The organism is Labrenzia sp. PO1 (assembly GCF_012273635.1).
GTDB lineage: Bacteria > Pseudomonadota > Alphaproteobacteria > Rhizobiales > Stappiaceae > Roseibium > Roseibium algicola.
Genome location: NZ_JAAXCR010000001.1, coordinates 1288104 through 1300907, shown reverse-complemented (window position 1 = coordinate 1300907; position 12804 = coordinate 1288104). Strand labels below are relative to the sequence as shown.

The 12804-nt window shown below is 61.1% G+C and carries 12 protein-coding genes; 4 read left to right on the top strand and 8 right to left on the bottom strand.

Going from position 1 to position 12804, the window contains the following annotated elements; all coding sequences use genetic code 11:
- The first annotated feature begins 143 nt into the window (after positions 1–143).
- Positions 144–1307, top strand: coding sequence for an iron-containing alcohol dehydrogenase (locus HCG46_RS06075; RefSeq protein WP_152505626.1), 1164 nt, complete (start codon positions 144–146; stop codon positions 1305–1307).
- A gap of 275 nt (positions 1308–1582) precedes the next feature.
- Here HCG46_RS06075 and HCG46_RS06070 read toward each other — a convergent pair whose 3' ends face one another.
- Complete coding sequence (locus tag HCG46_RS06070; RefSeq protein WP_353621811.1) at positions 1583–2620, bottom strand: AraC family transcriptional regulator; 1038 nt, start codon at positions 2618–2620, stop codon at positions 1583–1585.
- Positions 2621–2754: 134 nt separating this feature from the next.
- Between HCG46_RS06070 and HCG46_RS06065 the strand changes: the two genes are divergently transcribed.
- A complete protein-coding gene (locus HCG46_RS06065) occupies positions 2755–3828 on the top strand; it encodes a dienelactone hydrolase (RefSeq protein WP_168685128.1) in 1074 nt (357 codons plus the stop codon).
- Positions 3829–3922: 94 nt separating this feature from the next.
- Here HCG46_RS06065 and HCG46_RS06060 read toward each other — a convergent pair whose 3' ends face one another.
- On the bottom strand, positions 3923–4441 hold the full coding sequence (locus tag HCG46_RS06060) for a hypothetical protein (protein WP_023003103.1): 519 nt from the start codon (positions 4439–4441) through the stop codon (positions 3923–3925).
- A 232-nt stretch (positions 4442–4673) separates the two neighbouring features.
- On the opposite strand from HCG46_RS06060, the gene HCG46_RS06055 reads away from it, so the two are divergent.
- Positions 4674–5552, top strand: coding sequence for a PhzF family phenazine biosynthesis isomerase (locus HCG46_RS06055; protein ID WP_168685126.1), 879 nt, complete (start codon positions 4674–4676; stop codon positions 5550–5552).
- Positions 5553–5574: 22 nt separating this feature from the next.
- Here HCG46_RS06055 and HCG46_RS06050 read toward each other — a convergent pair whose 3' ends face one another.
- The 5 genes from HCG46_RS06050 to HCG46_RS06030 form a co-directional block, all read right to left on the bottom strand.
- Positions 5575–7152, bottom strand: coding sequence for a serine hydrolase (locus tag HCG46_RS06050; protein WP_168685124.1), 1578 nt, complete (start codon positions 7150–7152; stop codon positions 5575–5577).
- A 186-nt stretch (positions 7153–7338) separates the two neighbouring features.
- A complete protein-coding gene (locus tag HCG46_RS06045) occupies positions 7339–7815 on the bottom strand; it encodes a DUF6505 family protein (RefSeq protein ID WP_168685122.1) in 477 nt (158 codons plus the stop codon).
- Positions 7816–7819: 4 nt separating this feature from the next.
- Positions 7820–8521 (bottom strand): biotin/lipoate--protein ligase family protein, encoded by a 702-nt coding sequence (locus HCG46_RS06040; protein ID WP_055656245.1) that lies wholly within the window; start codon positions 8519–8521, stop codon positions 7820–7822.
- Positions 8518–9627, bottom strand: coding sequence for an Mrp/NBP35 family ATP-binding protein (locus tag HCG46_RS06035; RefSeq protein WP_152505631.1), 1110 nt, complete (start codon positions 9625–9627; stop codon positions 8518–8520). Before HCG46_RS06035 ends, HCG46_RS06040 begins: the two co-directional genes overlap by 4 nt.
- 1 nt (position 9628) lies before the next feature.
- A complete protein-coding gene (locus HCG46_RS06030) occupies positions 9629–9823 on the bottom strand; it encodes a DUF6494 family protein (protein ID WP_023003109.1) in 195 nt (64 codons plus the stop codon).
- Positions 9824–9915: 92 nt separating this feature from the next.
- Here HCG46_RS06030 and HCG46_RS06025 point away from each other — a divergent pair, with 92 nt between their 5' ends.
- Complete coding sequence (locus HCG46_RS06025; RefSeq protein ID WP_208984239.1) at positions 9916–10680, top strand: hypothetical protein; 765 nt, start codon at positions 9916–9918, stop codon at positions 10678–10680.
- Between the two features lie 16 nt (positions 10681–10696).
- On the opposite strand, the gene HCG46_RS06020 is transcribed toward HCG46_RS06025, so the two are convergent.
- On the bottom strand, positions 10697–12661 hold the full coding sequence (locus HCG46_RS06020) for a 4Fe-4S binding protein (protein WP_168685120.1): 1965 nt from the start codon (positions 12659–12661) through the stop codon (positions 10697–10699).
- Positions 12662–12804: the final 143 nt, after the last annotated feature.

Sequence of the window (12804 nt, the reverse complement as noted above, 5' to 3'; positions counted from 1 at the left end):
CAGTCACCCCCCTCTGTCAGCTTCGCTGACATCTCCCCCGCAAGGGGGAGAGGGGTGCAAGAGGCAATGCCGAGACTTGTAACTGCCTCCCTTGTCGGTGTGGCAGCGACCAGAACCCTGAGTTTCAAGACAACGAGACACCCATGAGCTCACTTCCTTCCGTCAATTGGTCCTATCCGACCTCCGTTCGCTTCGGTGCCGGCCGCATCAAGGAACTTCCCGATGCGGTCAAGGCCACCGGCATGGCCAATCCGCTGCTGGTCACCGACCCGGGCCTTGCCGGCCTGCCGATGGTCGCAGAGGCGATTGCAAGCCTGGAAGCTGCCGGCCTTAAGGCTGCGGTCTTTTCCGACGTCAAGCCGAACCCGGTCGACAGCAACATTGCTGCCGGTGTCGCCGCCTACAAGGCCGGTGGACATGATGGTGTCATCGCTTTTGGAGGCGGTTCGGGCCTCGATGCAGGCAAGCTGATCGCCTTCATGTCCGGCCAGACCCGGCCAATTTGGGACTTTGAAGATATCGGCGACTGGTGGACCCGTGCAGATCCGGCCGGTATTGCGCCGATCGTCGCGGTGCCGACCACTGCCGGAACCGGCTCGGAAGTTGGCCGCGCGGGTGTTGTCACCAACGAAGCGACGCACACCAAGAAGGTTATCTTTCATCCGAAAATGCTGCCGGCCATCGTGATCTGCGATCCGGAACTGACCGTCGGCATGCCGCGCTTCATCACCGTCGGCACCGGTATGGACGCTCTGGCACATTGCCTGGAAGCCTATTCCGCACCGATGTATCACCCGATGTCCGAAGGCATCGCGCTTGAAGGCATGCGGCTGGTGTTTGAAAACCTGCCGAAAGTTGCTGCGGATGCGTCCGATCTTGAAGCACGTGGTCACCTGATGAGCGCCGCCGCCATGGGTGCTGTTGCCTTCCAGAAGGGCCTCGGAGCGATCCACTCGCTGTCTCATCCGGTCGGTGCGCTTTATGACACTCACCACGGCATGACCAACGCGGTCTTCATGCCGTACGTGCTGCAGTTCAACAAACCCGCCATCGAACAGAAATTCGAGCGGCTTGCCGGTTTCCTTGGCATCGCCGGCGGTTATCAGGGTGTGCTCGATGCGATCCTGAAACTGCGTGAAGACCTCGGCGTACCGCACACGCTGGCCGGTCTCAATGTCGATGACAGCAAGCGCGACCTGATTGCCGAAATGGCGATTGTCGACCCGACCGCAGGCGGCAACCCGGTTCCGCTGACCAAGGAAGGCGCATTGGACATCTTCGACAAGGCTCAGCAGGGTACCGTCTGAAGCAAGACCCCTTGACCTCGAAGGCGCACCGGATACCGGTGCGCCTTTTTTTGTTTTTCAGGCCATCTTTCGCAATCACGGCCAAGCGTAGCCAAGCCGGGCCGGTGTGCCGCGGGGCCTGCAGATGGACCAGAACTGTTCGCGGACAGCTTTGACGCTCTCCGATCCCGGGTCTTTGCTTCGCTGCGTCGCGGATCACGCACTCAGAGCCTTTGCACTTCAGGTCGCTCTGATCGTTCCCAGGATGAGGTTGGTGGTGCGTGCATTGCTGGCGCTCAGCGCGCCATTCGGTCTTTCTGTTCGAGATCGCTGCTCTCCGCCTTCCGCCACTGATCTGGCGTCATGCCAGTCACCCGCAGGAATTCGCGGTTGAAATTCGACTTGGTCGAAAACCCTGCCCGGTACATGGCCTCGGTCACCGTGATGCCGTCCTGGCGCAGCAGCGTGCAGACATCCTTGATCCTGAAATCATTCACATAGCGTGAGACATTCATGTCGCGCACCCGGTTGATGGCCTGCGAGAGCTGACGGGCGGGCAGACCGGCACGGCGAGCCAGCCTTGAGAGGTTGAGCGTGTCGTCGCGATGAAGGTGCTGTGCCATCATCAGGGCGTCTACTCGCGCGACGATTTCCGCGTCTTCGGAGGTGGCGGTCTGGGCCGCGGGTTCCGGCTCGGTGTTTGTCTCCGTCTGGGCATGGCCTGCCGTGCGGGCGGCAAGACCGATCAGCAGCAGGCTGACTATATTTGCGTTACTGACCAGAATGGCTGCATGGCTGCCGCCCGAGCGTTCGAAATCGAAAAGGATCACCAGATCGAACAGGGCGGACAGGCACAGGCAGAAGGCGGCCAGCCACAGGGCCCGGTGGGCAGCGGCAGCTTCGTCCAGACGGGCAAGTCCGAGGCCGTCCGGTCCGCGCCAGGCGATCCGTGCCAGGGCCACGGCATAGGCCAGGAACAGCAGCACCAGGGCACTATCCAGCAAGATAGGCGCCGCAAGCATCAGACCCAGAATGACGAGTGCGGCCAGTGGCGCCGCTGCCATGCGAAACCGTCCGGGCGCGGCCTGGTCGACGAGACCGCGAAAGCTCTCATAGGCAAGAGGGGGCAGCAGAGCGGCCAGCAGCGGCTGCACGAAGCGCAAAGCGTCGACGTTATATCCCCAGCGCAGGCCCAGGACGATGGATTGCAGGCAGCACAGGGCAATCAGCATCAGGAAGGCGCGTGTGGCTGTTGCTCCGTTGCTTTTCTTCAGGAACACAAAGACAAGCGCCAGAAGCAACGCGTTGACGAAGGGCAGGGGAACAAACAGCACGGGCAAGGCACCTCGATGGGGCGATGGCGGGGACCTTTATCGCGATCCGGCATGACTGAATCGTGAAAGAGGACGCTTTCCATCACGGCCTTAGCAAGAATTCGGTCATTGCTCCACTGACTGAAAGACCCCTCATGAAAATTCAATCTCTTTTCTTGCCGCTGGTTCTTACGCTGGCCGTAACCACACCAGCCAAGGCCCAGGAACCGGTGGGTGTTCGCGAGATCTCGGTAAATTCGAAAGCCAGAGGCGAGGATCTCACTGTTCTGGTCTGGTACCCGGCCAGGCCGGGCGGGGAGCCGGTGCTGATCGGCGATGACAGGATCTTCGAAGGCACGCCAGCATTGGCCGATGCCGCAAGGGCGGAAGGGATGTATCCGCTGGTCGTGCTCTCGCACGGGTCGGGAGCGTCAGTCGAAAAGATGGCCTGGATCGCGAGCGAACTTGCCAGCGAAGGCTTTATTGTCGCCGGTGCAAATCACCCCGGCACCACCAGCGGCGATTCCACGCCGGAAGATACGCCGAAGCTCTGGCAAAGAACGAACGACCTTTCCATGGTGATCGATGAGTTGCTTGCCGATCCGGACTGGTCGGCGTCAATCGATCGAGGAAATATCGGGGCGCTCGGTTTTTCCCTTGGCGGCGCTGCCGTTCTGGAAAGCGTGGGTGCAACGGCAAGCCTGGAGGCTTATGTCGACTATTGCGACACCAATCCGCAGATGCCGGACTGCCAATGGTTCATGGGCGGCAGGGCGTTTGTCGACAGGGAGGAAATCAAGGTCGAGCCGCTTGATCTGCGGACGGTCGACAAGGCTCTTTTCGAACAAAAGAGCCATGATGCCCGGGTCAAGTCTGTTATCGCTGTCGATCCGGCGCTGTCGGCTGCTTTTCAGGAGCAAAGCTTCGCGGGCATCGGTGTGCCGCTGCATTTCCTCAATCTTGGGGTGGCAGGGCAGATCGATGTCGGTGTGCGTTCTGCGCATCTGGCCGCTGCTGCGCCAGACGCCGATCTGGATCACATCGAGGATGCCGTTCATTTCAGCTTCCTGCCCGTGTGCAAGGAAGACGCGATTGCGTTCATGAAATCCATCGGCGAGACGGACAGCCTGTGCACCGATGGTGGCGGCAGGTCTCGTGCCGAGCTGCACGACCAGATGGCCAAGATGATTGTTGACGCTTTCCGGGCAGATTTGAAGGCGGTGAACTGACGGCCTGGCCGGGGACGCGATCGAGGTTTCTTCACATGAGGACTGCAGCCTCCCGCGCTTTCGGGCGTGGGAGACTGCCAGTCGTCTCAAGGTGTCAGGAGGAAGCGCCCTGGCTGCGTTCGATCAGCTTCAGCACTGCCACAAGCACGATGCCGTAGAGAACATGGCCAACGAGGGCGACCCAGACGATGCCACTGAAGTTCAGGAAGAAGGGCAGGCCGGCGACCGATGTGATGCCGCCGATGGCGAAGACCCAGAGACCGAAACCGTAAATTGCCGACGGCAGGAGCCAGTGGGTGTTGCCGACCACGCGCTGCCACAACGGCGCGAAGATGAACATCCAGCCGACAGGGTAGCCGATCAGTCCGACGGCGTAGAAATGGACGAAATATCCGCCGAAGTCACCGTTCGGAAGACCCAGGCTGCCAAGCAGGCTTTTTGCGAGGCCGTGCGGTGAAAGGGTCGCGAAACCCAAAGCCGGACTGATGATCTGGCCCCAGAGGTCGAACGCGTTGGTTGCAAAGAAGCCCGAGATGAACATCAGACCGAGCGTATGAAAACTCAGGGCGGGCAGGGTGCCGGCAGTCTGGGCCTGGCTGGAAGTCGTATTCATGACGGGATCACTTTCCTGAGATTGTCTCTTCTGCTGGCAGATACTTGGCTCTGAATGCGATCACATGGAAATAAAATGGCGAGGGTCCTGCGTGACGAATTCGTGATGAAAAATTGACGCCTCGCAGCGGCTGTTTCCAATCTTTCGATAACGCGACGGCGCTGTTGCTACACTTCCTCTTGCATGATCGGATGCGCCCTCTTCGCAATGCCGACAATGTGAGAATGCCGAAATGGATAAGTTGCCCGTCCGCCTCTATGCCGCTTTTGCTGCCGATGAGCGAGGCGGCAACATCGGCGGCGTTGTTTTTGAGGATACGCCGCTGTGGCCGGACGCGCGTCAGCGGATCGCTGCGGATATCGGTGCCCCGACGACGGGTTTTGTCCGCCAGAAGTCCGACAAGAGGATCGAGGTCCGCTTTCACTCGACCCGGGCGGAAATGGATATGTGCGGCCATGTTACCGTTGCGATTTTTGCAGCGTTGCTGGCCGACGGGCGGATTGGGCCTGGAAGCTATGTTCAGGAAACACCCGCGGGGGAAATCGGTGTTGATGTCGCCTCGGACGCTGCCATCACCATGCACCAGCCTTTGCCGAAGTTCGGATTGAACGAGGCAACCGCGGACGAGATAGCTCCGCTGCTCGGCATGGAACCGGCTGGTGTTCTCAGCGTTGCGGCGTCCTCGACAGCCCTTCGGCATGTTTTCATCGAAGTGGCAGATACCGATGCTCTGGCAACCCTTCGTCCGGATGATGACGGGCTGCGCCGTTTCAGCCAGGAACGCTCGATCGACACGATGGGCATCTGGTGCCGGACAGGGCGTGGTCTGGGCAAGGCTAAGGTTCGCCTGCGGGATCTCTGCCACGGTGTCGGCGATCCGGAAGAGGCGGCGAGCGGTACCACCAACGGTGCGCTGGCCTGCCACTTGTTCCGGGCGCAAAAACTTCTGCCTGGCAATGGCGGACAGGCGGTCCTGGTCGCAGAGCAGGGCTTCGAGATGGGCCGTTCAAGCATCGTCAGAACCGTGCTGAACACGGCTGGCGGCGAAGTCACCGGTGTTTCTGTCGGTGGGTATGCGGCCTTGAGGTTGACGGGCGAGTTTCACCTGTGAAACCCGCTGCGCCGGTGTGACGTCAGACCCGTTCGAACAGCGCTGGTCCCGTCTCGCTGAAGAGTTCGATCTCGAGCGACTTGGCCGGACCGGATGATACATCGCCAAAGACCAGCGTCGAACGGGATCCGTCGGGCGCGTTCTCGGTGACGAAATCGAACACCATTACCGGCCCGTTCCAGGGCTTCAGCGGGAAGGGGATCTGTTTCGGTCCTGCCATCAGCACCAGCTTGTCGCCGTCTGCCTTGATCTCGACCTTGCCTAAATACGGGTTGGAATAGGTGCCGGTGAGAAGGTTTTGCGGAGGCGTCGGGCCGGCATCTGCCGGGCGGTCCTGACCGACAGTGCTGCCACGTTTGGTGTAGAAGCCTTCGAACCTGCTCGAATATCCGCCGTACCAGTCCCGGGTGATGTGGCCGAGCTGTGCCAGGTCGGTGAAAGAGGCCGTGATGGCTTCAGCTGCCCCGACAGGGGCTGCATTGGTGAGGACGACTATGCCCAGGCCGAGCGAGGGGATCATCGCAAAGCAAGTGCCCGCGCCCAGCAGGAACGCGCCGGAATGGCCGATCCGGACACGGCCGGACGGATCAGTGCCGACATTGAAACCGTAACCGTAAAAGCCGGACCTGGCGTCGGGGCTGTGGGGGCGATCCGAAAAACTTTGCGGGCTGATGGCCGGCAGAAGCGCCTCGGGTGCGATAAGCGGAGTTCCCGCGTGGGCGCCGTCTGCAAGCAGCATCTTCAGCCAGATGGCCAGATCGTTGACGGTCGAACTGACGCCACCTGCCGGCGACTGGGCATCGGGCTTGCGCTGGTAAAGCGGAGCAAAGCCGTCGCCGTCTCGGCTGTGTGGTATGGCGCGGTTGCTTGCTGCCATGTAGTCGGCAAAGCGTGAGCTGGTCGACGTCATGCCGAGTGGCCTGTAAAGCGCGTCTTCCGAAAGGCTGCTCCAGTCGGTGCCGGCAGCCTCGGCAACGGCCTCCGCGGCGGCAGTCAGGCCGAAGTTGGTATAGGCATAGGAAATCCGGAAAGGTGCCAGCGGCAGAAGCTTCAATCTCTGCAGGATTTCCTTGCGGTCGTAACCCAGATCTTCCAGATCGTCGCCTGCGTGGTCCGGCAGACCGGAACGATGGCTGTAGAGGTCACCTATGGTCAGCTTTTCGGTGCGGTCGGGATCGGACAATTCGAACCAGGGCAACAGTTCGCGCATCCGGCTGTCCCAGCCGACGACGCCCTTGCTGACCTGGCTCGCAACGACGGTCGCGCCCACCGGTTTGGAGAGGGACGCAAGCTGAAACACGGTGTCCGGTGTGATGGTTTCCGGTCCGCCAAGTCGGCGCACGCCGAAGCCCTTGGAATAGACGGTTTCGCCCCGATGAACGGCGGCAACGGCCAGTCCCGGGATTTTGCTGCGCGTCATCACGTCGGCCACGATTGCGTCAAGCTCGGCAACTGCCTTTGCAATCTGCTCGGGCGAGGCTTCAACACCTGGTGTCTGGGCAGGAGAAAGCTCCTGCGCAAACCCACGCAGCGGCAGTGTAGTCAGTGCAGCGGTCGCAGTGCCGAGAAACAGACGGCGGGAGAGTGTGTGCCGGGGCATATGCAAATTCCTTGGGGAGATACTGAAATCAAAACAAGCATATGCATGATGCGCGAAACGCACCTGAGAGATCAACTTAACGACGTGTAATGCGGGTTTGTTGAAACTTCTTGGTTAAGCAACCGTGTCTTGAGCAGACAAGCAAGTGGCCGGCACCAGAACGGCATCCGGCCGGCAGGTCGGATGCTATTCGATGTCGCCGTGGACTGCGACCATATCCAGTTTCGCTTCCGGAGCGGCAATGGTTCTGAAGGCTTCCCGCACACCGTCTTCGGTCAGGTCGCGCTGAACGGCGATCAGCGTGTTTTCCGGATGCTCCTCGCAAAGCTCTGCCATATAGGCCAGCTCCTGATGGGCAACACCAAGCGCCGCCTCCACGGAAGGTGCGCCGTAAATGTCGACAAAATGCTGAGCAAGCCGCTCTGCGAGGGTGGCAAGCTCGGTCTCTTCGATTGGGGTGACGGCAACGAAGGTTGCTCTGCCGAAGGTTTCCAGCCCCAGCCAGCCGTTGGCAAAGGCCTGACGTGCCTTGCCGGTCAGGTCGGCTTCGGTCCAGTCGGAAAACTCGAAGCCGCCGGACAGGCACCATTCGCCGGTACGAGCCGGGGAAAAGAAGACGTTGCGGTCGCTGTCATCCAGGTGAATGGCACGAGCGAGTTTCATCCGGTTATCCCTCAAGACGGCTGGAAAGCGGGATCAAGGTCGTGTCCTCACCCGTTCTCAGCAACATACCAAAATTTTCATCGACACCGACGAAAGTGCCGGAGGTTCCGTCAACCTCCACCGTTTCACCCAGCGTCGGAACAAGACCGCGCCAGTCGGAATGGACGGGGCGCGGGCCGTCGTCCAGCCAGCGATTGAGCCAGTAAAGGCTATGGCGCACCCAGCACTCCAGAAGCTGGTCGGGGGTAATCTCGCCGCAGCCTTCTTCGGACAACCAGGTTCGGTCAGGATCCTTGCCGGGGTTTGATTTCCGGCTTGTCATGCTGAGTTCCAGGCCGAGGATCAGCCAGTCCGGGGTTGCCTCGGGATCCTGCGTAGACGCCTTGACGCGCATGCGCCCGCAGACCGCGCCGTTGACGCGGATCCGGCCATCCCATTCCAGGTGGACTGCCACCTCCGGCGGGGCGAGCGTGCCGAGCGCTGCCTGAAAACCGAGACCGCACACGGGCAGGATGGCCATGGCCTCCTCCAGCGGGACTTCCGGCGCAAAGATCAGAGCCGCCCGCAGACGTTCCCCGCCAAGGTTATAGATGACTGTTCCAGGATCCGTGCCGGTGATGGCAAGCGCCAATGCACGTTCGAAGGGGTCTGCCTGTCCGGTCAGCGCCTCGCCCTGAAAAAGCGGCGGAAACTGCACTTCGCTCATGCATTGCCCTCCGCGATCAAAGTTCGGGCGAGCTGACGGAACACGGAAGCTTCCGGCGCTTCAGGTGTCTTGATCGAAATCGGCGTGCCGCCATCGCCGGCAAGGCGGATGTTGAGATGCAGCGGCACTTCGGCCAACAGGGGAACACCGAGCTTTTCCGCTTCCGCAGCAACGCCGCCATGGCCAAAGACGTGTTCCTCATGACCGCAGTTGGAGCAGATGTGGGTCGACATGTTCTCGATCATGCCGATAAGCGGAACCTGCATCTGCTCGAACATGCTGATGCCCTTGCGGGCATCGATCAGGGCAACGTCCTGCGGTGTCGAAACGATGATGGCGCCGTCGACGGCGAACTTCTGGCAAAGTGTCATCTGGACATCGCCGGTGCCGGGCGGCAGATCGACGATCAGCGCATCGAGCGCGCCCCATTGCACCTGGGTCATCATCTGCTGCAGAGCACCCATCAGCATCGGCCCGCGCCAGGCAACTGCCTCGTCGCCAGATGTCATCAGGCCGATGGACATCATGGTGACGCCGTGGTTGCGCAGCGGCAGGATCATCTGGCCATCTGGCGAGGTCGGCCGGCCGGAGATGCCAAGCATCTTGGGCTGCGACGGACCATAGACGTCGGCATCCAGCAGACCCACCTTGCGACCTTCGGCGGCCAGCGCACAAGCAAGATTGGCAGCCACGGTCGACTTGCCGACGCCGCCCTTGCCCGAGGCAACCGCGATCACCCGGTCGATGCCAGGCACCTTCTGCGGCCCGGTTGCGCCCGGTGCTGCCGGTTTCGCCCGGATCGGCTGCGGTTCGGACGGTTTGGGCGCTGCGGGTTTGGCGGCCTGTGCGGTCGGCTGGTCCGCATGGGACGTCAGGATCACCTGAACGCTTTCGCAGCCTTCCAGCGCTTCGAGCTTCGTTTCCGCTTCGCTTTTCAGAACTTCCATCTCGGCCATGCGCCGCGGGTCGATCTCCAGAACGAAGCGGACCGTACCGCCATTGACTTGCAGTGCCCGCATCATGCCCGAGGCGGCAATGTCCTCGCCGGAGGCCGGATCCTTGATCGTCTTCAGAACCGACAGGGCGGTTTCGCGCGTCAGTGACACGTTAGTCCTGCCCCTCGATTTCGCCGGTGACCACGTGCTCGAGACCGAGTTCCTCGATCGTTACGACAGCTTTCACCTTGAAGGATTTTCCCGCATTCGGGCCTGCTTCGCGCACCGCATTTTCGATGGCCTGCTGCGAGGTCACACCGACCTGCTTCAGGAACTTGCGCATGGACATGTTGAAATCTTCGCTCATCTTATTCTCCTGTTGAATGCGGCGCACATTGACGGCTCGCCCGATTGAAACCTACCCTAGCGGATCTGGCCAGCAACGTGAGGGAGGAGCGCGTGGGCTGCCGTGCCTTGATATTTCTTGCCGTTGCCCTGTCGGCCGGCATCCTGTTCCATAAACCGGGGATCGCGCAATCGCGGTCTTTCCGGATGGGCGTGCCGAACGCGATTGCGGAAACCGGCTTCCTCCAGTATCTGCTGCCACGTTTTTCGCTCAAGACCGGGATCCGCATCGAAATCGTGGGTGACACGGAATCCTCCGAACTCAGTCTTTCGGAAGGCGCTTCCGGGGTTGCCGTGTTCTCCGGACTTGGCAAGACCTGGTTCCTCATGACCCATGAGGAAACAAACGAACACGCGATCCGCTTTCGGGACTGGCTGACCGGGGATATCGGCAGGCGCACGGTTGATGCTTTCGAGGAGGACGGCAAGCAGGTGTTCACCGCAGCGCTCGAACAGGTGGAGGACGACGGTCCGGTCGTCCTGTCCGGCGATGCGATCCGGGGTGAGGAACTGGCCGTTCTCCATTGCGGACGGTGCCATATGGTCAACGAGGCGACGCGCCTTACGACCATCGGTTCATCGCCTTCCTTCGCGGTGATGCGCAGTTTCTCCGACTGGCAAATGCGGTTTGAGGCGTTTTTTGCCCTCAATCCGCATCCCGCTTTCACGGTGATCGACGGCGTTACCGAACCCTTCGACATTAGCCGGCCATCGCCAATCGTGCCGGTGCAGATGACGCTTGAAGAACTCGAAGCGATCCTTGCGTTCGTTTCCCGCATTCCGCCGGCCGACCTCGGAGCCCCCATACAGTACCAGTGATCTTGTCTCATGCGGTTCAATGATCGCGCCGCTTGCTGATGTAGTCGTCCGTCGTGCGAACACGTGGGCGCTCGGCGGAGGCGAACGGGTTGTTTTCCGAATGGTAGACGGCGTTCACCCGGCAGTCGTCGCACATCTGTATGAGCTGTATGGCCTTGTTGTCCTGGAACATGGCGTGTTTGCCGGCGAGCTTTTCCGTCAGTCTCATCACTGTTGACCGGACACCGAATGGCTTGCCGCATTCAACACAGTTGAACGGCTCTTCTTCCTTCAGCACCCTGGCGCGCAATGCGTCGTCCGAAAGATCAAGCCTCGGATCCAGTGTCAGGGCCTTTTCCGGGCAGATTGTCGTGCAGATGCCGCACTGAAGGCAGGCATCCTCCTGAAAGCGCAGCTGCGGTGCATCGGGATTTTCCTTCAGGGCGCCGGACGGGCAAAGCGACACGCAGGACAGGCACAGCGTGCAGGCGTCCTGGTCGAGGACAACCGAGCCATAGGGGGCTCCTTCCGGAAGCGGGATGACCTTGCCTGGCTCGTTGAGCATTTTGGCGGCAAGGCGCGTGATTTGCCGGCGGGAGCCGATAGGAAGGATCGGCTGCTTCGCGGTCACCGGAGACTGTTCGCGGTAGAGGATTTCTTCCAGCTCGTCCGGATCTGACGGGGTGATGAGGCAGACGCGGTCTTCGCCGGCGATCGCATTGGAGAGTTCTGCCTGGAAGGGCATGCCTTCCTTTTCCGTGGCTGGTGATAGCAACACGGTCACGTCGGCGAAGCCGCAGGCAAGTGCTGCCAGGCTTTCCGTATGGCCGAAGCTGGCGATGGCTTCCATCTCCAGCGGAATGACATCTGCCGGCAAGCCCTTGCCGTAGCGCGCGCCCAGGCGGATCAGCTCTGCTCCGTGGCTGCTGTCGTGAACGAGCAGGCGCGGTGCGTCGGAGCTGAGCTTTCGCCAGGTTGCCGCCAGCGTTTGCAGGCGCTGGAAGGTTTGACTGACGGGAGGAGCGTCGTAGCTGATGGCACCGGACGGACAGACCGCCGAACAGCTTCCACAGCCGGCGCAGACCATCGTATCGACCGCAACACTGTCGCCGCCAGGGCTGATGGCACCGGTTGGGCAAAGATCCAGACAGCGCGTGCAGCCTGTTTTGCGGGCCCTGGAGTGAGCGCAGAGCTGCTCGTCCAGACGAACGTAGAGTGGCTTTTCGAAGGTGCCGACAAGTTGAGAGGCATCCAGGAGCACCTTGGTGAACGCGCCCGTATTGCCCGGGTCCGCCCGCAGGTAGCCTTCCCGTTTTTCCGGTGCGGGAAAGAGCGGCTGCCCCCGGCGGAGGTCCAGAACGATGTCGCATTCCGTGCGCCCGCCGCTCTTGGGATCTGTCCAGTTGAACGCGCCCCGCCCGCCGGGAATGCGCTCCTGCAGGGCATCGAAACCGACCTTGAAGTGGCCAAGCGCACCGGTTGCTGTTGTTACCCGGCCGCGCACGATGTCGAACCGCCGGTCGTCGGCAAGAGGCAATTCGTCGGCAGGGTCGAGAATGACTGTAACGCTCAGGAGCTCGCAAAGATGGTCTGCCGCGATAAGCGCAGCTTCGCTGTCGCCAAGGATGAGGCAGGTGCCCTCCGAGGTTACGTCCACGACCTTTGCACCGGGTGTCGGCAAGATCGATTCGGCGAGCAGCGCGGCCATCTTGGGAGACGTGCTGCGGGTGTCGGCGGTCCAACCGGCGCGGTCGCGCAGATCGACAAAAAGAGGTTCGTCCGCTTCAAGGTCTGCGGCCAGATCCTCGAATGCCTGGCGTTCCTGCTGACATGCAATGATGACATTGCCCGCCTGAAGCGCTTCGGCAGCCTGTGCTGCTTCGCCGCGGCAAAGTTGCGTGTGGATTTTCGAACAGGTCAGTCCCGTTGCCTGTTCGATAAGCCCGGCGTCAATAGCCTGTGTATTCAGGCAATCGCAAAGCAGAAGCCTTGGTTGCGTCATTGTGTGCGCGTCCTCTCCCCCGGATCGTCCGAAACCGATTCTCTTGTGATTTGTCAGACAATACCGAACCCCATAACAAGGGCGCTGAAAGGCGCGCGTCAAGTTCGACTTCTGCGGGGCTTGAAATTTATGTCGCTTGCTAC